Below are 23394 nucleotides of genomic sequence, written 5' to 3'. Positions count from 1 at the left end.
TGCTTCTAATAGTTTCATTTGCACCCCAAAATACGATACTACAAGCACCTTATATTAGAGGACGCAAATTATCTTAAGTCCAGAGGATTGGTTCGCGACCACCTATCGCGAACCAATTTCCTTTTCCACATCCCGTGAAAAGTCAGGACCCAGATACATTAATGTTTCTCAAAACTAGCGCTCAAACTGATAATAGTTGGAGTGTGAGAGCAATAGCCGTTCAACAATTAGCTAGAGGTTGGAAACATGAGTCTGGTATATTTGAATTTTTATGGGAGCGTGCAATTAGTGACCCCTTTAAGGATCATCAATATGGATTAAATCCTCGATTAACAGCACTTGAAGCAATCGTTGATCAGTATCCTCAACATCTTGGAACATTACTATTGTTACGTGACAGAACAGATAACGATCCTGATAAGCAAGTGCGAGAATTTGCGCAAAAGAAATTGAAGCAGTGGGACGTGCAAATTTGAGGTTCAGTTTCTAGTTGTTAGGTAGCAATCAGGTTTTATATGGTTGATTAGCCGACTAAAGCCTTTACTCTATAAAAAGCCGCTCCTTGGAGGACAGGGTTTTCGACCCCAATTTTCGATAAACTGAGCCTATACCTAAGAAAATTAACCAACTTAAAAGCCCTTAAGCAGCCTCAGAACTCCATTCACCAGCCTGACTATCCGAAAATTCAACTAAGTCATTCTGGGAAAAACTTGGGCAAGTTGATATTATGGCAACTAATGACCGTAAATCTTCGTATAAACTCCCAAACTATAACCAAAGTTATATTGGCAATGCTGTCTGATGTAGACCAAAATTATTTTTGGCCATCATCAGCAAGTACTCACTCCCAAGCTGGGAAGCATTTCGTAACTGGAAATTTAGCGGTTTTTATTCGTTGAAAGTTGAGCATTTATCTCTGTGCTGCCTGCGTAATATCACTTAAGTAAATGCAAGTAAGTATACGTAAAAAATTAAAAAAACATTAACAATAAAAGCCTAAAACCTTTTTGTTGATATAAATTACCAAGCAAATATATGGATGTATACGGTGTATCAATTACAAAGATGAGGGAAGCGATCGCCCAAGAACTTTGACCGTAAATACCCGGATATCTTCCCACCCCTCCTAGATAAATTCCGCAATAACACGGTTACGCCATTTTGTTGTTCAGATAAAAATGGCGAATATCCAGTTAGGAGGGTAGATTGATGACAAGCCCTGTAATGACGGTGATTCGAGTCAACCTAGAGAAAGCCAAAGAGGTTGCTCGAAATTGGGAACGAGCTTCATATAATGAACTGAGTGCTTATTGTTTGGAAATTTTGCGGGAAATTGGATGTTCTAGTAATGAACTTCCTGTAAATTTACAGACTCGCGAGCAACAACTTAATTTTATTGCCGGTTTCGCTTCTTATGCATTTGGGGAGGTGCTAAATGTCCAAAGCGCTAAATGAAGATATCTTTAACGAACCAGAACAGGTTGAAGAAATTAGTTTACCTGTAACTGAAGAAGACTTGTTTATTTTAATGCAGAAATTTTCTGGCTATGAAATTCCTGCAAAGGTTTTCTCTCAAGCAGTGGCTATTGCTACTTATGACCGTGCATCAGCTTTTCGCTACGCTGACAATTATGTAAATATCCTCAGGAATAAGAATAAACGTAAACATTGGCTGAAGTTAGAGCCTGCGCCTGATTTTCGTCTTGATAAAAGATTTGCAGATTTACATAATTAGTCGTTGTGAACATTACTGTATCTGCTAGAATTGGCACTTACCCAAAAGTGAATCTGCATTGGCTAGGAAAGATGCCTTTAAGTCAGATAACTATTTATCTTAGCCGTTGCATGAAATATTCAGTCGCTAACTACTCTAACTCTAAAAATATTTGAGTTTTGCGTTTTTTCTAGATTTATCGATGTGGAAAAATTGGCTGTACTGTTTACTGAAATTGGATATAATCCAAGTTAAACAGCTGTGTTACTTGTTCTACAATTAAGCCGAATTATCACAATCTAGTACCTCTGTATTGTAGTCAAAGCTTTAGCCAAAACTCAAAAGACGTTGATTCTATATTCTCTAATTTGTACTTGATTTCTTAGCCTAAGAATGGCTTACCCTTAATTATAGGAGTTTACTAACACGATTCGTAATATAATGTACAGATACTAATTCTGTATCCGAATATCTATATTCCTGATAAACACACGTTTCTTGGAAATAAAACTAAATATTTAAGTTTTTCCTCCCGATTCAAGTTAGAACTTTAGTAATTGTCGATGTTATAGTTGCAAACTTGTCACTCGCCCCTTTCGTATGATTTATTTTCTGGCAGTGATAACTTTGCTATCTTCATCTTCAATTACTATTTTTTTGTCAGTGTTCAGTGCGTTTGGTTGATATTTCCCTAAGTTTGTGATTGATGCAGGAATTACAGAATTAAATTATCCAGTTTTCAGAGCGAAGGCGACGATCAAAGTCTGCTTTGTGTGCTTCCTCTGCTGAGACAGCAATAGATATTTTGTTTGGAAGTTCCTTAAGGGAATTTTTGCTCGCGCACTTCTAGCGCATAATCCTGTACAGCTTTGGTAATTGTCTCCCGTAAATTAGTATAAACTTTGGCAAAAGGTGCTTGTCTCTCTGAAAGCCCCAGAACGTCAGAGGTGACTAACACTTGTCCATTACAATGGATTCCTGCACCGATGCCAATAGTAGGAATACGGAGTTTTTGGGTAATACGGAGTGCTAGATCTGCGGGAATATGCTCAAGAACGATCGCAAATACACCAGCTTGTTCAAGAGCGATCGCTTCATTTAAAATTCTCTCTGCGGTTTCCTGAGTTTTCCCTTGTTGTCGCAAACCCAGTTGATGAACTGATTGTGGCGTTAAACCTACATGTCCCATCACGGGAATTCCTGCTTGTACCAGTCGCGCAATCGTTTCTACCATCGCCGGGTAGCCGCCTTCTAATTTCACAGCTTGAGCGCCGGTTTCTTTTAACACCAAACCAGCTGAGTGCATAGCTTGTTGAATACTTTCTTGATAAGTCAAAAATGGTAAATCTACCACGACTAAGGCACGTTTGACACCACGACGCACAGATTTAGCATGGTAGAGCATTTCCTCTAAAGTAATTGGTAATGTGGTCTCATAGCCAAGAACCACAGCCATCGAGTCACCTACTAGGATTAAGTCTACCCCAGCTGCATCGAGTAGTTGCGCGATCGCATAATCCCAAGCGGTCAACGCGACAATTGAACGCCCTTGTTGTTTCCATTGAATTAATTGCTGGGTGGTAACGACCATTTTTAATCCGAGTAGAGGTTAGGGGTAAGGGGCTAGAGGCTAGAGGACTGAGAAAGGGCGATAAGGAAGGCAAGGAGGATAAGTATTTTCCAATGCCCAATGCCCAATGCCCAATGCCCTATGCCTACTTCACCGCACGACTAAAAGCCAGATGGGTTTTTGCACTATCCATTTTCGGCATTAACCAAGCTAAACCTTCACTAGTGCCAATCCATAATTTATTGGCAATATCAGGAACCAAAGCAAGTACCCGACTAGAAGGAAGTCCTGCAACCTCATCTAAGACAGCGCCTGTATTTGGATTTAATCGTAACAAACCATTGTTGGTACCGATCCATACACTACCATCTTGAGCGAAACGTATTGCTGTGACATTACGTCCGCGCAGGCGAGTGACAGAACGCATGACTGCACCAGTTTTCGGGTTAATCACTAGCAAATTATTTGGCATCCCCGCCCAAATTAATCCTTCTGGACTAATCGCCAAAGCTTGCACAGTTGTTCCTGGTAAATCGGCAATTCGCTTGATAATTAAAGCATTAGACGTATTTACACGGATCAGTCCATCTAACGTGCCTACCCATAATTGACCATCGGCATCTAAAGTTAAGGCGTTAGCACTAACACCAGGCAAATTTTTTAACGTAGTCATAATCAAGCCTTGGTCAGGACTAATCAAAGCCAATCCGTTATCAGTTCCTGCCCACAAATAGCCACGTTTGTCAATCAATAGCGATAAAACTCGTTTAGAAGGCAAAAATAAATTTTGGGCAGTAATTTCACTAGTGCGGGGTTCAACGCGGATTAATCCTTCATAATTTCCTACCCAAACACGCCCTACTTTGTCTTGTGCTAAAGCGCTAATGGCGACATTAGGTAGACTCACGCGAGAGATAATCTTGCCAGTTTTGGGGTCAATGCGTGACAAACCCCGCCAAGAAGCAACCCAAAGATTACCAGTCACATCTGCTAATAAGTTGCTAACGCGGTAATCTGTTTCTAGGGAATTTTCCTGTTCTTCCCTTTCATTCGGCAAAGGGTCTACTCGCGGAGGTGGCGCAACAGCTGGGTAAGAGTTAGTTGGCTTAGACGAATTAGTCACCGGTTTTGTGGGTGTTGGTGCAGGACTATCGGTTTTTTGGGCTGTCGCTGGATTTGTCAACGCGATAATTCCCATGCTGGGTAGCATCACCATTCCTGCGAGGATAGAAGTAATCAATACATTAGTACGCTTAATCATGGTGAGATTCCCTTAAAGAGAGGGTTAATTTTCAGTGTTCCCTTCACCAAGATTTTTTAAACGCTTTCAGCAATTTTTCTGGTTGGTCATTGATCAATGGTCAATAGTCAATGGTCATTTGTCATTTTTCCTCCTTGTCTCTCTTATCCTCCTTCCCTTCCCTTATCCTCTACTGACCCAAAGTATATATGACTATAAATGTATTTTTGTAAACTAGTCTTAACAAAATGTTTAAAACTTTATGTAATAAAAAATTTAAATATATAAGTTAAAAAGTTTCAAAGTATAACTTATTGATTTCTTGATATATTGTGAGACAAGTTACAAATTACGTGGTGTGCAATTTTTGTCTTGCGCTCACCATTTCTCTAAACCCAACTCAAGCCACATAAATTTGAGTATTTCCTTGTAGAACAAGGAAACTGGACGGATATACAGGTGAAAAATCCCTAATGCCTAAGTTTTACTTCAGGAACAATGGGTAAAAAATCATTTTGCGTCACAGCAAGGTTATGTGGACGGGAAAACACATTAGAGAAATGAGAGAAAGAGATAAAAAGAATTTATATGCCTGGGAAAGAGGAACAGTAGAAGCACATAGCTGTGTGCGTCGAAAAATCAAGGAAATTGGCGATTGTGTTTGAAATAGCACACCAAATGTTCCGAAATCAAAACCGCTACCCTTTGCCATAGACAACCCCTAACTAAAAAAAATTTTCTTGGGCTTCCCCTTGCTTACAGGGGGAGAGCGCAGGGTGAGGGGAAATTGCACTAAGCGTGATTTGTGAAGTAATTCAGTGTGACTTCTTGGAAGGGAATTTATGTCTTACGCTCAAACGAAGACTCAGTCAAAATCTGGGTATAAAGCCGGGGTTCAAGATTACAGACTTACTTATTACACACCCGATTACACACCTAAAGATACAGACCTTCTAGCGGCATTCCGCGTGACACCCCAGCCTGGTGTTCCCTTTGAAGAAGCAGCTGCGGCAGTAGCGGCTGAGTCTTCTACTGGTACTTGGACAACTGTGTGGACAGACTTGCTCACCGACCTAGATCGCTACAAAGGTCGTTGCTACGACATCGAACCAGTTCCCGGTGAAGATAACCAATTTATTGCCTACATTGCCTATCCTCTAGACCTGTTTGAAGAAGGCTCTGTTACCAACGTTTTGACCTCAATTGTAGGTAACGTGTTTGGTTTTAAAGCTTTACGGGCACTACGTTTGGAAGACATCCGGTTCCCTGTCGCTTACATCAAGACTTTCCAAGGTCCTCCCCACGGTATCCAAGTTGAGCGTGACAAGTTAAACAAATACGGTCGTCCCTTGCTGGGTTGTACAATTAAGCCAAAGTTGGGTTTGTCTGCTAAGAACTATGGACGCGCTGTATACGAGTGCTTACGCGGTGGTTTGGACTTCACCAAAGACGACGAAAACATCAACTCTGCACCATTCCAAAGATGGCGCGATCGCTTCTTGTTTGTAGCAGAAGCTATTCACAAAGCTCAAGCAGAAACCGGCGAAATCAAAGGTCACTACCTGAACGTTACCGCCCCCACCTGCGAACAAATGTTGCAACGGGCTGAGTACGCGAAAGAACTCAAAATGCCCATCATCATGCATGACTACCTCACCGCAGGTTTCACCGCCAACACCACATTGGCTCGTTGGTGCCGCGATAACGGTATTCTATTGCACATTCACCGGGCAATGCACGCTGTAATCGACCGTCAAAAGAACCACGGTATTCACTTCCGTGTATTGGCTAAAGCCCTACGTTTATCTGGTGGTGACCACATCCATACCGGAACCGTAGTTGGTAAGTTGGAAGGTGAGCGTGGTATCACAATGGGCTTCGTTGACCTATTGCGTGAAAACTATGTTGAGCAAGACAAGTCTCGCGGTATCTACTTTACCCAAGACTGGGCTTCTCTACCTGGCGTAATGGCTGTTGCTTCCGGTGGTATTCACATCTGGCACATGCCCGCACTAGTAGAAATCTTTGGTGATGACTCTGTATTGCAATTCGGTGGTGGTACACTTGGTCACCCTTGGGGTAATGCTCCTGGCGCTACAGCTAACCGTGTCGCTTTAGAAGCTTGTGTTCAAGCTCGTAACGAAGGTCGCAACTTGGCTCGTGAAGGTAACGACATTATCCGCGAAGCCGCCAAATGGTCTCCTGAATTGGCTGTAGCTTGCGAACTGTGGAAAGAAATCAAGTTTGAATTCGAGGCAATGGATACCGTCTGATCCTCAAGTAACCAGTAAAAAGTTAAAAGGTAAAAGAAATATTCATCCTTTCTTTTTACTTTTTACTTTTTACTTAACTAAAGGCTGGGGTCAAGCATGAATCTTAAGCAAATTGCGAAAGACACAGCCAAGACTCTCCAAAGCTACCTGACTTATCAGGCACTAAGGACAGTACTGGCACAGCTAGGCGAAACTAATCCTCCATTGGCAATTTGGTTGCATAACTATTCCGCTGACAAAATTCAGGATGGAGAATCGTATATTGCCCAATTGTTAAAAGAGAAGCCAGATTTAGCATTGCGGATCATGACTGTCAGAGAACACATTGCTGAGGAAATTGCAGAATTCTTACCGGAAATGGTTCGCACTGGCATTCAGCAAGCCAATATGGAACAGCGCCGCCAGCATCTAGAACGCATCACTCAAATAGAAACATCAGACCCCAGTCTGCAAGCGGAACAGCAAACAAGCTCAGAGCCAAATTCAGATAACTTATCCAGTTAGCTGATCAACGTAGTAGTAAAAATCGCAACCAATTATCAACCGCCATGCAAACTTTACCAAAAGAGCGTCGTTACGAAACCCTTTCTTATCTACCTCCCCTGTCTGACGCTCAAATTGCCAAGCAGGTTCAGTACATCTTGAGCCAAGGTTATATCCCAGCAGTTGAATTTAACGAAACTTCTGAGCCAACAGAATTATATTGGACACTCTGGAAGCTGCCTTTGTTTGGTGCTAAAACTACTCAAGAAGTGCTAAACGAAGTTCAATCTTGCCGTTCTCAGTATTCCAACCAATATATCCGGGTTGTTGGTTTTGACAACATCAAGCAGTGCCAAGTTCTCAGCTTTATCGTTCACAAACCCAGCAGATACTAAAAGCTAATTTAGCTTAAATAATTTGATTTATTGATTTATTAAAGAGAGGTAAAAATATATACCTCTCTTTTTTTGTTTTTATAGCAACGAAGTAGAGGTTTGATGACTGAAAAATCTTTATCCCAAATGAGAATTTGCTTTCTAGGCGAGTCTTTTGTAAATGGTACAGGCGATCCAGAATGTCTTGGCTGGACAGGGAGAATTTGTGTAAATGCGCAGAATAAAGGTTACGAAATTACCTACTATAATTTAGGTGTGCGACGAGAAACGAGTACAGAACTAAGAAACCGTTGGTACAGAGAAGCTAGCTATCGCCTACCAAAAGAATGTGACGGGAGAATAGTATTTTCCTTTGGGGTAAATGACACGACAATTGAAAACGGTAAAACTCGTGTTGCTGTTGAAGATTCAATTGATAATATCCGCAATATTTTGAGTCAGGCTCAACAGTTATATCCAGTTTTGATGGTAAGTCCGCCTCCATGCACAGATGAGGCACAAAATCAACGAATTGCTAATTTAGTCCAAGAGTTTGCTTTAGTTTGTCAGGAATTAAATATTCCCTATCTCAACATTTTTCAATATTTACAAAAATCAACAATTTGGAGAGAAGAAGCAAGAAATTATGATGGCGCTCATCCAAGAGCCGGTGGTTATAGGGAATTTGCTCAACTGGTAGATCGTTGGGAAGCTTGGCAAAATTGGTTTATATAAGAATTGCTTATACTAGATGCAGAGAAATTTTTTTGAGGAATTTATAAATGACAGCTTCAGATATCAAAATACCACCTTTAGAAAGTGGCGATCGCCTAACTCGCCCAGAATTTGAACGTCGCTATCATACGATGTCGAATATTAAAAAAGCAGAATTAATCGAAGGAGTCGTTTACGTGGCCTCACCATTACGTTTTAAAAGTCATGGACAACCTCATGGTGATCTTATTGGCTGGTTATGGACATACAAAGTTTCTACCCCAGGTGTGGAGTTAGGCGATAATACAAAAGTCCGCTTAGATGCAGATAATGAAGTACAACCCGATGTTGTACTGATACTTAACGAACAACTCGGTGGACAAACCCGAATTAGTGAAGATGACTATATAGAAGGCGCACCTGAATTAATTGCAGAAGTTGCTGCTAGTAGTGCGGCTAATGATTTATATGATAAAAAGCGAGTATATCGTCGCAATGGCGTTAAAGAATATATTGTTTGGCAAGTATTTGAAAATAAATTTGATTGGTTTATTTTAGAAAATGCTGAGTATGTCACATTAGCACCTGATGCTCATGGGATGATCAAAAGTCGTGTATTTCCTGGTTTATGGTTGGATGTGACTGCATTATTAACTGGAGAAATGACGCAAGTTTTAGCGATATTACAGCAAGGATTGAACTCGCGAGAGCATCAACAATTTTTAGCATAATTATTCAAATATTTTGGCTTGAATATTGAAATAGATGTTGAGATTAACCTAGAATTAAATATCTGAAGGTATTATTTATGCAGCAAATTACTCTAGATGAAGCATCACAACACTTATCTGATTTGATTGAAGCAGCCCTAAGCGGTGAAGAAATTTTTATTATTAAAGACAATCAACCTGTAGTGAAGTTAACACCTGTATCACCAGTTAAACGCCGTCCTCAGTTTGGTAGTGCTAAGGGATTAATAACTATATCTGATGACTTTGACGAACCATTAGAAGATTTTAAGGAATATATGGAATGAGACAACTACTGGATACTCATACTTTTATTTGGTTTGTTATGGGTAATCCAAGAATTAGCGAGAATTTGCGATCGCAAATTGAAAACAATGATAACCTGCTCAGTTTTGTCAGTGTTTGGGAAATGGCAATCAAACACAGTATTGGTAAACTCAATTTCAATATAAGTTTTCCAGAGTTTATTGAACAGCAAATAATTAACAATGGTATTGAAGTAATGCCAATCGCCAGAGAAGAGATTATTGTTGTTTCCCAACTTCCTTTACATCACCGCGATCCATTTGACAGGCTGTTAATTGCACAGTCTATAGTAGAAAATATTCCTATACTGAGTGCTGATACAATTTTTGATGCCTATCCAATTCAGCGTTTGTGGTAGTTAGGATTATCTTTATACCAAAAGATAAATAAAATTTGACACAAAAACACGTAGCATTATTTTAATAAGTCCCAGGCAAGAACAATTTTATGGGTTACTACATTGCTCCTCGATTTTTGGATAAAATTGCTGTCCACATTACCAAGAATTTCTTGAATCTTCCTGGTATTAGAGTACCTTTGATTTTAGGGATTCATGGGCGTAAAGGTGAGGGTAAAACCTTTCAATGTGAATTAGCTTTTGAAAAAATGGGTGTGGAAGTAACACTCATCTCTGGTGGTGAATTAGAAAGTCCCGATGCGGGAGATCCAGCACGTTTAATTCGCTTACGCTACCGAGAAACGTCGGAATTAAGCAAAGTGCGCGGTAAAATGTGCGTGCTGATGATTAATGATTTAGATGCGGGTGCAGGTAGATTTGATGAAGGTACTCAATATACAGTAAATACTCAGTTGGTGAATGCCACACTGATGAATATTGCCGATAATCCTACCGATGTGCAGTTACCTGGAAGCTACGATTCCACACCTTTGCGTCGCGTACCGATTATTGTCACCGGTAATGATTTTACTACCCTGTATGCACCGTTAATTCGCGACGGGCGGATGGAAAAATTTTATTGGGAACCCAGCCATGAGGATAAAGTGGGGATTGTGGGCGGAATTTTTGCACCAGATGGACTTTCGCAAAAAGAAGTTGAACAGTTAGTTGATACTTTTGCTAATCAATCAATTGATTTCTTTAGTGCATTGCGATCGCGTATTTATGACGAACAAATCCGTGAGTTTATCCATGATATAGGATTTGAGCGCATTTCCTTACGTGTTGTTAATAGCTTAGAAGGGCCGCCAGCATTTAAAAAGCCAGATTTTAGCCTAGCGCATTTAATTGAATCTGGTCACTTGATGGTAGGTGAACAAAAGCGGGTAGAAAATTCCCAGTTGGTTGATGAATACAATCGCCTCAATCGCGGTAGAAGCTATCAAGCTGCGCCACCTCCCAACGTGACACCAACTAGTCAGCCGTCAAGTGATGCTGGAAAGCAAGTTGCAAAAACCAATGGTGCAAATAAGCCAGCGTCGAGTCCACATTTAACATTAGAAACCCAAGAACAGATTCGGCAAATTTTGGCGCAAGGTTACACGATTAATATTGAACATGTTGATGAACGCCGTTTTCGTACAGGTTCTTGGCAAAGTTGTCTGAATACTCACATTGATGCCCATTCCGATGCCATATCCGCTTTAGAATCATGTCTAGAGGAATATAGCGGTGAATATCTGCGTTTGGTAGGAATCGATCCAAAAGCGAAGCGGCGCGTGATAGAGACGATTATTCAGCGTCCGAATGGGAGAAATTAAAGTTGAAAAGGCGGGGAAATCTCTCCCTTTGTTGATGGGCATGGGCAGTGCCATGCCCTTACCTGGGTACCTCATTTATCTGAAATATGCTGTATTTTAAGATTCGGAAAGATGTTGCCATGCTAACTTGGCTGCACCCGCCATACCCGCAGCATTACCCAATTCTGCTTGTATAATTTGTAAACCGACACGCGATGTTAGCATTACTCGTTGCTCAATTTCTGCTTTGACGGCTGGTACAAAAAACCGGAAACTCGCACTAACTCCGCCACCAATGACGATCGCTTCTGGCGTCAACACATAAATTAAACTGGTTAAGCCAATACCCAGGTATTTACCATATTCTTGCCAAAAAGTCAAGGCTTCTCGGTCGGCGGCTGCTGCTAGAGCGCCCAATTCCCAAGGTTCTTTACCAGTGCGGCGACGGATGGCTGTGATGGAGGTGTATTGTTCTAAAGAGCCGCGATTGCCGCTATTACATATCGGCCCTTCAGGGTTAAAGCTGATTAAACCGAGTTCTCCCCCTGCGCCTTGATGTCCAATAAATAGTTTGCCATTGAGGAAGATAGCACCGCCTACGCCAGTGCCCAAAGTCAGCATAATAAAATTTTGAAACCTGCGGCCAGCGCCTAACCAAGCTTCGCCTAAACCGGCGCAGTTAGCATCATTACCAATAATTGTGGGTTTAGCAATTTTCGCTTCTAACCAATCAGCTAAAGGTACATCTCGCCACCCGGCTAAGTTGATGGCGATTTTAGCGATGCGTCCCTGAGCATCAGCCGGGCCGGGAGTACCGACGCCAATAGCCACAGTTTGATTATCTGGATCGACTTGAGCGATCGCATCTACCATTACCGCCAGTACAGCCTCTGGCGTGGATGGTTGGGGAGTTGCTACTGTCAGAGATTGCAAGCAATTGCCATCTCGGTCAAATCGCCCCAGCTTAATCGCTGTTCCCCCCAAATCAATACCAATTACTTGAGAATTCACCACTTTTTTAGGGATTAGGGGCTAGGGAGGGGGCAGGGGGCAGGGAGCAGGGGGACAAGGAAGACAAAGGGGACAAGGAGGAAAATAAATGATTATTGACTCTTGACTTTTGACTTTTGACTTTTGACTTTTGACTTTTGCCCATGCCCAATGCCCCATGCCCAAAAAGCATCTTAGCTTTTTTGGGTGTTATTGCTAAAAAATTCTGAATTCTCTTTTTTATTAGCTGCAAATTGCAAATTGCTTACATTCCCTTGGCGTACACCTGATTCAACTTGCCAAGCTGTAACTGGTGTTCCCCGTAAAATCCCGGATAAAGCTACAGAAAGCATAAATCCGCCTGTAGCCGCAGCAACTAAAGTCAAATTGTCTTTCACCTGAATCTCCAAATCAAATATCGGTCTGTGTACTAATTAATGTTCACAACGAGCTAAATTATTTCCGAATACTATTCTGTCGTCGCAAACGCGGATTGACAAATTCATTTAAACCTTCACCAAGTAGTGATAACCCTACCACCATTAATGTCATTGCTAAACCGGGAAACAGTGTAGTCCACCAAATCCCTGTGGATAATCCTTCTAGTGCTAGTTTTAAATCGCGTCCCCATTCGGGAACGGTTTCTGGTAATCCTAAACCTAAAAATCCTAAACCGCCTAAAACTAAAATTGCATCGGCGGCGTTGAGGGTAAATAATACAGGTACGCTTTGAATAACGTTGAAAAATAGATAGCGAGATAGCACAGTCCAAGTAGAAGCGCCCATTGCTTGCGCCGCTTCGATAAATACTTCGGTTTTGACGCTGACGGTGTGGTTGCGCACAACTCGGTAATATTGGGGAATGTAGGCGATACTAATAGCGATCGCGGCATTTAATATTCCCCGCCCGACAATAAATGCCAGTGTTACTGACAGTAGTAATCCAGGCAGTGTATAAATACTATCCATAATAAACAGCAGGATTTTATCTAGTCTGCCGCCGAGATAGCCGCTAACCATGCCTAAAGGCACGCCAATTAGCATACTTAAGGCTGTTGCTAAAATCACCACTTGCAAAGCAGCTTGAGCGCCAAAGATGGTTCGAGAAAAAACATCATGTCCTAAAAGACTAGTACCAAACCAATATTTACCGGAAGGTGGATCGTAAACGGGGTTATTTAACAACTCTGTGGGACTTTGTAGCCATCCCCAAGCTTGAAATACTGGTGCGAAGAATGCCAGGAAGATAAAAAATAGAGTAATGGCTAACCCGATCAACATTAAAACTTGAGAAAGATTCGGATTTTTGGGAAAGCGTAAAAATGACGGTATTTGCCGTTTTGTTATGGCCATGAGCGATCGCCTACATTGAGCGAGATACGCTGACCATTTTACATATCATTTGTCAATGATTAGTAGTCAGTAGGGGCGGGTTTATGGGAGATAGTTATGGATATTTGAGGATATCTGTGAACCCGCCCGTACAGTTGTCAGTGGTCATTTGTTTATCTCCTTTTCCTGGTTGTTCTTTCTTTTCCTTAGCTAAGCTAATAATCATTCAAATTGCATCTCCGTGTCTCCCCTTCACCGCGTCCCCGCGTCTTTCTGAAGCTAAGGATTATGCAACTTAAAGGCAGATTAGCTTACTGGGTTGCGGAGGGAAGCTAAAAATTCCGAAAAAACAAGCTCAACTGGTGAAATTTAATATATCTGAGCAATTTTGTTGTTAAGAATTGTCATTAAAGTAGAAATTATACTGAGGATGTTTATTTATTAGTAAAATAAAATACATAAATACGGATTATAAGTACTGAAAATAGCTCCTTATCGTCAACGAGGTGGAAACCAATGGAAGGCGATCGCAATCATGACTTAGAACAGCGCGAACGCGATCTCAGACAGCGCGAAGTGGAATTAAAACTTCGGGAAATGGAAGCGGATCTCAATCCTTCTAATGCACCTTTTCATAAAACTGTCAAGCATCCGTCAGAAAAGTTCTCTCAACCTTGGATGAAAAAAGCCATTCTTGGTTTACAGCTTTTTGGGATTGGTGTAGCGGTTTTGGTTGCTGCGAGGATAGCCGCAACTGTTGCGGGAATTGTGATGTTTGGCGCGCTGGTTTGGATGGCTTACAAGCTGTTTCTGGAATCTCCCAAAAATAAACCTTAATTTAGAGAGTCAATATGACTAATCAAGTTGCGGCTGACAAATTTCTCAACGATTTAGAACGTGTAGCGCAAGTAAGAGCAAAAATGGCTGTATGTTTGAGCCAACTTGCTGACACAATTAATCAAGCAGAATTAGCTGGTGAATCTTCTTCAGGTAAATTGAGTTTAGAACGAGATATTGAAGATATTACAGCAGCTAGTAAAAATCTGCAAAAAGGTGTATTTCGCCTATTAGTTTTAGGCGATATGAAACGAGGTAAAAGTACGTTTCTAAATGCCTTAATTGGTGAGAATTTATTACCCAGTGATGTGAATCCTTGCACTGCTGTATTAACAGTTTTACGCTACGGGACGGAGAAAAAAGTCACAATTCACTTTAATGATGGGAAAAGTCCGCAACAGCTAGATTTTCAAAGCTTTAAATATAAATATACTATCGATCCAGCAGAAGCAAAGAAATTAGAACAGGAGAAAAAACAAGCTTTTCCTGATGTTGATTATGCTGTGGTTGAATATCCCTTAGCTCTTTTAGAAAAGGGTATTGAAATTGTTGACAGTCCTGGGTTAAATGATACAGAAGCGCGGAATGAATTATCTTTAGGGTATGTCAATAATTGTCATGCAATTTTGTTTGTCATGAGAGCATCTCAACCTTGTACATTAGGTGAGCGTCGCTATCTAGAAAATTACATTAAAGGTCGAGGATTGAGTGTTTTCTTTTTAATTAATGCTTGGGATCAGGTAAAAGAATCACTCATAGATCCTGACGATGTGGAAGAATTAAGCGCTGCAGAAGCGAGATTAAGACAAGTATTTCAGGCGAATTTAGCAGAATATTGCTATGTAGATGGACAGAGCATTTACAATGAGCGTGTATTTGAGCTTTCCTCAATTCAAGCACTGAGAAAAAGATTAAAAAATCCCGAAGCTGATTTAACTGGGACTGGCTTTCCTGAGTTTATGGGATCTTTGAATACTTTTTTGACTAGAGAACGCGCGATCGCAGAATTGCGACAAGTCAGAACTTTAGCGCGACAAGCTTGTAATCATACTCGCGAAGCCATAGATAGACGTTTACCATTGCTGGATAAAGATGTCAATGAATTGAAACAAAAAATTGATTCTGTAGAACCAGAATTTAAAAAACTGACAAATATCCGCGATCAATTTCAAAAAGAAATTATCAACACCAGAGACACCCAAGCGAGAAAAATTTCTGAATCATTCCGCAGCTATGTTTTAGGCTTAGGCGATACCTTTGAAACAGATTTCTTACGCTATCAACCAGAGTTAAATTTATTCGATTTCCTCAGTAGTGGTAAGCGAGATGCTTTTAATACTGCTTTGCAAAAAGCATTTGAGCAATACATTACTGATAAATTTTCGGCTTGGACTTTAACAGCAGAAAAAGATATTAATGGCGCATTTAGAGAACTTTCTGTAAGTGCTGCACAATATGGCGCATCTTATAGCCAAGTTACAGACCAAATTACCGAAAAATTAACCGGACAGCAAGTCAAAGTACATGCATCTGCTACTACTGAAGATGATAACTCTCCCGGATGGGCAAAATGGGCGATGGGGTTGTTATCTTTATCGCGAGGTAATTTAGCTGGTGTGGCGTTAGCTGGCGCAGGATTTGATTGGAAAAATATCTTATTAAATTACTTCACTGTGATTGGTATTGGCGGTATAATTACAGCCGTAACAGGTATTTTTCTCGGGCCGATTGGCTTTGCATTGTTAGGTTTAGGTGTAGGCTTTCTCCAAGCAGATCAAGCGCGGAAAGAATTAGTAAAAACCGCAAAGAAAGAGTTAGTTAAACACCTACCCCAAGTAGCTCACGAGCAATCGCAAACTGTATACGATGCAGTTAAAGAATGTTTTGATGTTTATGAAAGAGAAGTGAGCAAGCGAATCAACGACGATATCACATCTCGCAAATCGGAATTAGATAATCTCCTTAAGCAAAAAGCCACACAAGAGATTAATCGCGAAGGTGAATTAAAGCGGCTGAAAAGTTTGCAGGAACAGGTGATAGAGCAATTACAAAAGATTGAAGCTGCTTATAGTAACTTATTAGCTTACTATAGTTAAATCCTCGTCTTTCTCACAGGTAGGATATTCTGTATATTCTTCTTGGCGTACTTGGCGGTTAGTTAAATAAATAATAGATAAACACAGATGTATATCCATAAAAATCTGTGTTTATCTGTGTATATCAATCCAAAATCATATTTGCATACACAGCATAAAATTAGAAAACTATGCAAAAACAATCTGAAAGTTATCAGGATTTAGTAAATGCGCTTAAATCAACATCGAGATTGCTAAATTTAGAGCGCAACTCACAACTATCTCAAGATGTCAATACTATTTCTCATTATCTGACTAATCCTAACTTTCAGATTGCGGTATTTGGCCCTTTTAATCATGGTAAATCAACCTTATTAAATGCCATTTTAGGAAATCGTACTTTACCAATTGATTTAATTCCCACCACAGGCGCGGCGATTATTGTTAAATATGGTAGCGATTTACGCACGCGAATCATGTTGAGAGATGGTACCGAAATTTATCGTAGCGGTACCGAAATTTTACAGCAGTATGCAATTTTGGATGGTAACAGACAGATGCACCAAGATGTAGCATCTGTAGAAGTTTTTTGTCCCCATCCGTTTTTAAAAAGGGGTATAGAATTACTAGATTTACCTGGTACAAACGACAAGGAAGCCCAAGATAGTTTAGTACGCGATCGCCTGTTATCGACAGATTTGGTAGTACAATTACTTGATGCGCGGAAGTTAATGACTTTAGGCGAACGGGAAAACCTGCGCGATTGGCTACTAGATAGGGGTATTAAAACAGTTATTTTCGTTGCTAATTTTATTAACTTGCTAGAACCCGAAGAACAACAGCAAGTACAAAATCGCCTGTTATTTGTTGCGGAAAGTTTTCGCGCTGAATTACCGCCAGGATTTAGTAATTTATATCGTGTAGATGCGTTACCTGCGTTAAGAGCGAGATTAAAAGGTGATGGTGCTGGTGCTACGAGTAGCGGGTTAGCAACCTTTGAAGCAGCGTTGCAAAATATAGTCAGTATTTTACAACAAAATCGGGGCGATGTGCGATTACCGAGAGTGCAGGCGATCGCTTCCCAAATTCAATTAAATTTACAAGCAAAAATTGAGCCTCTACTTAAGGAAGTTAAGTCTTTTGATGAGAAAGAGAATGCAAAAATTGAAGTTAAACAAAAAGCCGCTAATTTAATTCAACAAGGCTTAAATAAGAGTTTTACTGAATTACGCAATTGGCTAGAATTATCTAATCTGCTAAAGAAATATCAAACTGAGGCTACAGTTGCAATCGCAGAAGATAAATTTAAAACTTGGCAAATAGGTACTTTAAAAAAAGACCTCAGCGAGTTACAACTAAATATCATGAAATGGCTGTATCAAGCTTATGAGTTTTTTAAAGAAGAAAGGCCAGAAGATTTATCTATTCCCTTACCCAACGAACCACAAATTACATTACCGCCAAAGCCAGGGAGTAATAACGATTTAACAGAACCTGCTGGTGCAATTGCCGTAGGTGGTGGTATTGGTTGGTTATTAGGGGGGCCTGTAGGTGCGGCTGTAGTTGGGAGTATTTCTTATTTATTAAACAAAAATATTCAAGAAACTGACGATAAATCTGCACAGGAATCCTATCATCAGCAAGTGGCGAAAATCTGCATAGGCGTGACTGAGAATTATTTTACTGAATTGAGCAATCAAGGATTAGCAATTTTAGCAGAATTTGAATATAAAGCTAAAAGGGTAACTCGCTTTTCTGGTAGTCCAGAACCGCTAGAAATCGCTAATAAAAGAAAAGATTTGCAGCAATTACAAATCAGTTTTAATCAATTAGTACAACAGTTAAGTAAGGCTAAAATATCGACAAATTATCAACCTTATCGAGAAATACCTAAATATATACCCTATACCCCACCAGTTGAAAAGGAACAAAAAACTTATTCCCAAAAAGAAAAAGCGAATAATTCTACATCCTCAACATATAGATATTCCTATAAAACTGCTGAGACTAATCAAGCCAATTCAAATCAGCGCGTGAATACATCTCCTCCACCCAAAGCTTCAACCTCACCCAATCCCGCAGAAGTAGACGCAAAATTCCGCAATTGGGAAATCGATCAGGAGATAGCAAGAATGAAAGCAGAAATGCGTTCTCCTGGTTATCAAGCTAACAAACAACAGCAGAATACATCCCAAAGCAATAAAGCACCGCAGCAACCAAAAAATCAAGCCGAAAAAGATAAAATTACTCGCGCTTATAGTATTTTAGGTTTACAGCCTGGTGTATCAATTAATGAAGTGAAACAGGCTTATAAAAACTTAGTGAAAAAATGGCATCCAGATTTATATGTGAATCAGCCACAATTACAAAAACAAGCTCAAGAAAAGATGCGATTAATTAATGAAGCTTATACAATTTTATCGGATTAATATCTAGAAACATCTCTGAGTGCTACGAAAAAGTCTCTGAATTTCTTCTTACTTGGCGTACTTGGCGTACTTGGCGGTTTATTCTTGCTTTGAATAATTACCAGACTAACTTTTATCTTTATTTTCACGCATAAATATAAAGGCGCAAAGTTTTACCTTCGCGCCTGAAAAACAGACAATAGGAAATAATTTTCAGACTTACTTGTTAGGCTGGGGTGTCATCCGCAAGTAAGGTTTGATTACCTCGTAACCTTTGGGGAATTTCTCCTTCAACACTTCTGGATCTTTCAAAGAGGGGACAATGACTACATCATCTCCATCTTTCCAGTCAGCTGGTGTGGCTACGCTGTAATTATCTGTCAGTTGCAGAGAATCAATGACTCGCAACAGTTCATCAAAATTGCGTCCTGTGCTGGGGGGATATGTGAAACTCAGACGTAGCTTTTTGTTAGGATCGATGACAAAAACCGATCGCACTGTCACAGATGCATTAGCATTGGGATGAATCATATCGTACAGGTCAGAAACCTTACGATCTGCATCTGCCAAAATTGGGTAGTTAAGAGTTGTACTCTGGGTTTCTTCAATATCACCCACCCATCCGTTGTGAGATTCTACATCATCAACGCTGAGAGCGATCGCTTTGACATTACGCTTGTCAAATTCTGGTTTTAGTTTAGCAACCGTCCCTAATTCGGTGGTGCAAACAGGTGTAAAATCGGCAGGGTGAGAAAACAGCACTACCCAGCTGTCACCTGCCCATTCATAAAAATCTATGTCGCCATGTGTAGAGGCTTGAGTAAAGTTGGGTACTGTATCACCTAGACGCAGAGTCATGAGAGCTTCCTTGTAATTAGAAGGCATTAAGTATTCTACTACGCAAACGTGACATAAAACCCCGGTTTTCCCATCGGGTTAAGAGACGCGCAAGAAAATTTGATGTTACGTAATTTCCCTTAAAAAAGCTCAATGAAGGGGCTAAGGGCTAAGGGCTAGGGGCTAGGGAGAGAGATTTTTAGATTGGGGGTAAGTTGAAAGATTGATTTCTTCCTTGTCTTCCTTGTCTTTCTAAGATTTCCTGGTATGCGGCGATAGTTTGGCGAGCGATCGCATCCCAACTATAATTTTGTAGTGCATATTGTTGGGCGTTTACTCCCCGACGTTGGCGTTCTTGGGGATTTTCTAAAGCAGTTTGCAATAAATTTACCAGTACTTCGACATCTAGTCCACCTACCCAGCCTGACTGACTTTCTTGTATCTGGTGACAAATATGCACTTGGTCGGAAATTACCACAGGGATTCCTGCTACCATCGCTTCAGCCACAGCAATACCAAAATTTTCATAGTAGGAAGGCAAGACGAACACATCAGCCGCTTGCAGTAAACTAGCTTTTAGCTCGCCAGTGACAAAGCCTGTAATTGTAGAGTGCGATCGCAGTGGTGAATTGTGAATTTTTGTAATAATACTTTGTTCATAAGCTGGCTCTTGGGGATTTGTTCCAGCCAAGACAAAATGAAAATTACAACCAATCGCTAATAGCTTTTCTAAGGCGGGAATTAACAAATTCAACCCTTTTTTCGGGTCAATCCGCGACATAAATAATATTACAGGTACATCACTCGGAATCCCTAATTGATGGCGTACTAAACTCTTTTGTTGTTCGTTGATGCATTTAGGCGGAATCACACCCAAAGGAATTACTAAATCTTGCGTATTTATCCCAAATTTTGCTGATGTTTTAGCTTCGCGATCGCTAGTAAAATGAATTGCATCCGCACCAGCTATATTTTGCTTTTCAATAATAGCTGTATATAACTGTTTTAATAATTTCTTCTTCCGTAAATCAGCCGGATCGAGAGTTCCCAAAGGTCGCAAAATATAAGGTAACCTTTGCTGACGACAAATAGTAGCCGCCATACTACTCACAGGCGAAAATAAAGCATGAATATGCGCCAAATCAAACTCACCAGCATGACATTTTAACCAAGCAAGTAAATCTAGAGAAAATTTATAACGACGAAACGGCGCACAACGAAAATAAATTATTTCATACCCATCTTGTTTAACAGGATAATTTAACGGAACATCCAGGGGTTTTTGTCCAATATCACCATTACTATCAGTAGTAATTAACGTAACCTCTACACCTTCCCTTACCAAAGCCGGAGCCAATCCTAACACCATTTGACTAGGCCCCCCATAAACAAGAGAAACGGAAGGAATAACCTGTAATATTTTCATAAATTCATCCATCCCTCCAAATAAAAATTCTCAATATACCTCACAAAATATCTTCTCTGCGCCCCTTTGCGTAAACCTCCGCGCCCCTTTGCGTTTAAAATTAAAACTTACTATTAACAACTTCTTGATAAAAATCTAACTGCTGTCGCGCCAAAGCCTGATTCGTATATTTATCCATCACCTTTTGATACCCCATATACCCCAACCTCATAGCAAATTCAGAGTTATCAATTAATTGCGTTAAACAACTCCCTAAAGCCTGAAAATCTCCTTCCGGGAATACCAAACCAGCATCACCAATCACATGAGGAATCTCACCAGAGTTAGAACCAATCACCGGAACTTTACAAGCCATCGCCTCAATTAATACATGACCAAATTGTTCCTTCCAACCAATGGCGGTTAAAGTTTTAAATTTATATGTCGTTTCTGATGGCAATACTAAAGTACTCATCAAATTAATATATTGAGGTACTGCATTATGAGGAACGCTTTCAATAATAATTACTCGTTCCTGAATGTGATTTTCTGCGGCTATCTTCAGTAATTCTGTATGTAACTCTCCGCGCCCAAGTAGTAGTAGCTTCCAAGATTTATCTTTGATACTAATCAATGCTTGTAAAAGCGTTAATAAACCCTTTTCTGGCACAAATCTACCCACAAAACCAACCACAAAATCATGAGGTAAAATACCTAATTTTGCACCTAACTCTGGTTGTGGTTGAGGAATAAATAATTGCTCATCCACACCCAACTGTGGCATAACTTTGATAGGTCTTTTATAGCCTTTTTGTTTATATATTTCTGCCCCATCTTGATTACCACAAATAATCCCGTGGCTATGGCTCAGGTTATATTTTTCTAATAAAGCAACTGGTAATTTGAGAGTATAAGGTAAATTCCACCAAGTAAAAAATATATTTTTAGCATTTAAACCCAAAAGTAGATTTAGTGCAATCATCTGAGTATAAGCCAGTCCCCTAGAACCTTGTTCCACTTGGATGATATGAGGACGAAATTGCTGTAGTAAAGCTACTAAATCACCACCAAATGTGAGCAATCCTTGCTGATTTTGACTAAAATTAGAAATAGGCACAATTTTAAATGCACCTTCATCACGATATTCTGTGGTAATAATTTTATTTTGTACGCCACCAGGTCGCCATCTTTTAGGAACAACAACCGTAACCTCAGTTCCCGATTCTAGTTGAGATAAAGCGCGTAATTTTTGGCAATTTAAGTCTACAATATAAGTATGACTAGCAACTAAAATTTTCATATTTAATATAAATATCGGAAAATTTATCAGGCGGGTAATTCCCACCCTAAAAAACAGGGTTTATATATTTAAAAATTAATTAAAACTCTGTTGGTCAAGACGACTATAGATTTGTCCATCATTCCAAATTGATTGAATGATAGTCCATACAGCTTTGAGAAAACCCAAAATATAGAAACAGCCACGAGTCAAGATTTTGATGAGAGAACCGCTTTTGTGACAAGGAGGTCGTCCCAGTACATGACAATCAAATAACCGGGTGTAAAGGCGTAAAGCTTGGCTAACTGTCAGGTTTTTCAGACCGAGTAAAAAATGATTGTGGTAAAAGGTGAGTTGATATTCGAGCGATCGCATACTAATATCATGACAACCTCCAGTCTCTTCGCCCAAATGTACTAAATCAGCTTCTGGATCGTACCAAATCTTATATCCTGTCTGCCGCACTCGCAAACAGAAATCAGATTCTTCGCGTACAGCACTCCCACGAAACCTTTCATCAAATCTCAGCCCGTATTTAGTAAAAATTTCCCGGCGAAAAGACATATTACAACCCCTTGCTGTTAACACTTGCTGGGGTTTAATAGTGTGAACTAAATCTATGTGATACCAAGCAATTCCCGGTTCCATTGCTTCTGGAGGAAGATATTCAATTTCCAATTCTCCCCCAGAATCGCCTAATTTCATTCTGTCAAATACTCGTCCCGCAACAGCCCCTATTTCTGGTTTTTGCAAATAGTTTTTCACATGGGCTGATAAAAAGTCTGGCTTTAGTTGAACATCATCATCAATAAATAAAATTATTTCACCCTGTGAACGACGGATACCATAATTACGTGCACCGGGTAAACTCGCCCAATTTAAGCGAAACCATTTAATTTTACCTATTGTTGCCATTTCTTCCAGATAAGTTTGAATTTCTGGTTGATGTTTTGGTGTTTGGTCTACTACTATAACTTCAAAGTTAGGATAATCCTGTTTTAGAATATCTACTACACTATCCCTTAACGCTTCTTCGCGATAATAGGTGGGAATAACTACCGAAATTAAAGGTAAATTAATCATTGTTTTTTAGGTAAAAATTTAATCCAT

General features: G+C 40.0%; 23 protein-coding genes. 14 read left to right on the top strand and 9 right to left on the bottom strand.

The window, feature by feature from the left end; genetic code table 11:
* The first annotated feature begins 134 nt into the window (after positions 1-134).
* The 3 genes from H6G41_RS27470 to H6G41_RS27460 all read left to right on the top strand — a co-directional run bounded on the left by H6G41_RS27470 (position 135) and on the right by H6G41_RS27460 (position 1735).
* The gene (locus H6G41_RS27470) at positions 135-476 is read left to right on the top strand and encodes a hypothetical protein (protein WP_190750563.1); all 342 of its coding nucleotides are present in this window, start codon (positions 135-137) and stop codon (positions 474-476) included.
* Positions 477-1209: 733 nt separating this feature from the next.
* Complete coding sequence (locus H6G41_RS27465; protein WP_096729250.1) at positions 1210-1455, top strand: hypothetical protein; 246 nt, start codon at positions 1210-1212, stop codon at positions 1453-1455.
* On the top strand, positions 1436-1735 hold the full coding sequence (locus H6G41_RS27460; protein WP_190750561.1) for a hypothetical protein: 300 nt from the start codon (positions 1436-1438) through the stop codon (positions 1733-1735). Before H6G41_RS27465 ends, H6G41_RS27460 begins: the two co-directional genes overlap by 20 nt.
* A gap of 799 nt (positions 1736-2534) precedes the next feature.
* Here H6G41_RS27460 and panB read toward each other — a convergent pair.
* Together panB and H6G41_RS27450 are read right to left on the bottom strand one after the other, a co-directional pair.
* Positions 2535-3305: a 3-methyl-2-oxobutanoate hydroxymethyltransferase gene (gene panB / locus H6G41_RS27455; protein WP_190750559.1), complete on the bottom strand. Its 771-nt coding sequence runs from the start codon at positions 3303-3305 to the stop codon at positions 2535-2537.
* 124 nt (positions 3306-3429) lie between these two features.
* Positions 3430-4545, bottom strand: a complete 1116-nt coding sequence (locus H6G41_RS27450) for a two-component regulator propeller domain-containing protein (protein ID WP_190750557.1) — start codon at positions 4543-4545, stop codon at positions 3430-3432.
* 821 nt (positions 4546-5366) lie between these two features.
* Between H6G41_RS27450 and H6G41_RS27445 the strand changes: the two genes are divergently transcribed.
* The 8 genes from H6G41_RS27445 to H6G41_RS27410 all read left to right on the top strand — a co-directional run bounded on the left by H6G41_RS27445 (position 5367) and on the right by H6G41_RS27410 (position 11142).
* On the top strand, positions 5367-6797 hold the full coding sequence (locus H6G41_RS27445; RefSeq protein WP_096604714.1) for a form I ribulose bisphosphate carboxylase large subunit: 1431 nt from the start codon (positions 5367-5369) through the stop codon (positions 6795-6797).
* 96 nt (positions 6798-6893) lie between these two features.
* The gene (locus tag H6G41_RS27440) at positions 6894-7301 is read left to right on the top strand and encodes a chaperonin family protein RbcX (RefSeq protein WP_190750555.1); all 408 of its coding nucleotides are present in this window, start codon (positions 6894-6896) and stop codon (positions 7299-7301) included.
* Between the two features lie 44 nt (positions 7302-7345).
* Complete coding sequence (locus H6G41_RS27435) at positions 7346-7675, top strand: ribulose bisphosphate carboxylase small subunit (protein WP_190750553.1); 330 nt, start codon at positions 7346-7348, stop codon at positions 7673-7675.
* 102 nt (positions 7676-7777) lie between these two features.
* Complete coding sequence (locus H6G41_RS27430; protein ID WP_190750551.1) at positions 7778-8389, top strand: GDSL-type esterase/lipase family protein; 612 nt, start codon at positions 7778-7780, stop codon at positions 8387-8389.
* Between the two features lie 47 nt (positions 8390-8436).
* Complete coding sequence (locus H6G41_RS27425) at positions 8437-9099, top strand: Uma2 family endonuclease (protein WP_190750549.1); 663 nt, start codon at positions 8437-8439, stop codon at positions 9097-9099.
* A 77-nt stretch (positions 9100-9176) separates the two neighbouring features.
* Positions 9177-9404 (top strand): type II toxin-antitoxin system Phd/YefM family antitoxin, encoded by a 228-nt coding sequence (locus H6G41_RS27420; RefSeq protein WP_190750547.1) that lies wholly within the window; start codon positions 9177-9179, stop codon positions 9402-9404.
* Positions 9401-9781, top strand: a complete 381-nt coding sequence (locus H6G41_RS27415) for a type II toxin-antitoxin system VapC family toxin (protein WP_190750545.1) — start codon at positions 9401-9403, stop codon at positions 9779-9781. Before H6G41_RS27420 ends, H6G41_RS27415 begins: the two co-directional genes overlap by 4 nt.
* Positions 9782-9870: 89 nt before the next feature.
* On the top strand, positions 9871-11142 hold the full coding sequence (locus H6G41_RS27410; RefSeq protein ID WP_190750543.1) for a ribulose bisphosphate carboxylase small subunit: 1272 nt from the start codon (positions 9871-9873) through the stop codon (positions 11140-11142).
* A gap of 96 nt (positions 11143-11238) precedes the next feature.
* Here H6G41_RS27410 and H6G41_RS27405 read toward each other — a convergent pair whose 3' ends face one another.
* The 3 genes from H6G41_RS27405 to H6G41_RS27395 all read right to left on the bottom strand — a co-directional run bounded on the left by H6G41_RS27405 (position 11239) and on the right by H6G41_RS27395 (position 13464).
* A complete protein-coding gene (locus H6G41_RS27405; protein WP_190750541.1) occupies positions 11239-12135 on the bottom strand; it encodes an ROK family protein in 897 nt (298 codons plus the stop codon).
* A gap of 170 nt (positions 12136-12305) precedes the next feature.
* Entirely contained in the window at positions 12306-12509 is a 204-nt protein-coding gene (locus tag H6G41_RS27400; RefSeq protein WP_190538612.1) for a hypothetical protein, read from the bottom strand.
* Between the two features lie 58 nt (positions 12510-12567).
* Positions 12568-13464 carry an ABC transporter permease gene (locus H6G41_RS27395; RefSeq protein WP_190750539.1) on the bottom strand — a complete coding sequence of 299 codons (897 nt, stop codon included), beginning with the start codon at positions 13462-13464 and terminating at the stop codon, positions 12568-12570.
* Positions 13465-13959: 495 nt separating this feature from the next.
* Between H6G41_RS27395 and H6G41_RS27390 the strand changes: the two genes are divergently transcribed.
* The 3 genes from H6G41_RS27390 to H6G41_RS27380 all read left to right on the top strand — a co-directional run bounded on the left by H6G41_RS27390 (position 13960) and on the right by H6G41_RS27380 (position 18784).
* Positions 13960-14280: a DUF3040 domain-containing protein gene (locus tag H6G41_RS27390; RefSeq protein ID WP_190750537.1), complete on the top strand. Its 321-nt coding sequence runs from the start codon at positions 13960-13962 to the stop codon at positions 14278-14280.
* Between the two features lie 14 nt (positions 14281-14294).
* Complete coding sequence (locus H6G41_RS27385) at positions 14295-16376, top strand: dynamin family protein (RefSeq protein WP_190750535.1); 2082 nt, start codon at positions 14295-14297, stop codon at positions 16374-16376.
* Between the two features lie 170 nt (positions 16377-16546).
* Positions 16547-18784 (top strand): dynamin family protein, encoded by a 2238-nt coding sequence (locus H6G41_RS27380; protein ID WP_190750533.1) that lies wholly within the window; start codon positions 16547-16549, stop codon positions 18782-18784.
* Between the two features lie 198 nt (positions 18785-18982).
* Here the strand turns inward: H6G41_RS27380 and H6G41_RS27375 are convergent, their stop codons facing one another.
* From H6G41_RS27375 to hpsN, 4 genes are all read right to left on the bottom strand, one after another.
* Positions 18983-19621 (bottom strand): peroxiredoxin, encoded by a 639-nt coding sequence (locus tag H6G41_RS27375; RefSeq protein WP_190538618.1) that lies wholly within the window; start codon positions 19619-19621, stop codon positions 18983-18985.
* A gap of 178 nt (positions 19622-19799) precedes the next feature.
* Positions 19800-21026, bottom strand: coding sequence for a hormogonium polysaccharide biosynthesis glycosyltransferase HpsP (gene hpsP / locus H6G41_RS27370; protein WP_190750531.1), 1227 nt, complete (start codon positions 21024-21026; stop codon positions 19800-19802).
* 100 nt (positions 21027-21126) lie between these two features.
* The gene (hpsO, locus tag H6G41_RS27365) at positions 21127-22305 is read right to left on the bottom strand and encodes a hormogonium polysaccharide biosynthesis glycosyltransferase HpsO (protein WP_190750529.1); all 1179 of its coding nucleotides are present in this window, start codon (positions 22303-22305) and stop codon (positions 21127-21129) included.
* Positions 22306-22380: 75 nt separating this feature from the next.
* Positions 22381-23367, bottom strand: coding sequence for a hormogonium polysaccharide biosynthesis glycosyltransferase HpsN (gene hpsN, locus H6G41_RS27360; protein WP_190750527.1), 987 nt, complete (start codon positions 23365-23367; stop codon positions 22381-22383).
* Positions 23368-23394 lie beyond the last annotated feature (27 nt).

The sequence above is a fragment of the Tolypothrix sp. FACHB-123 genome, from assembly GCF_014697075.1.
Lineage (GTDB): Bacteria > Cyanobacteriota > Cyanobacteriia > Cyanobacteriales > Nostocaceae > Aulosira.
This window is presented reverse-complemented; position numbering and strand designations above follow the sequence as displayed.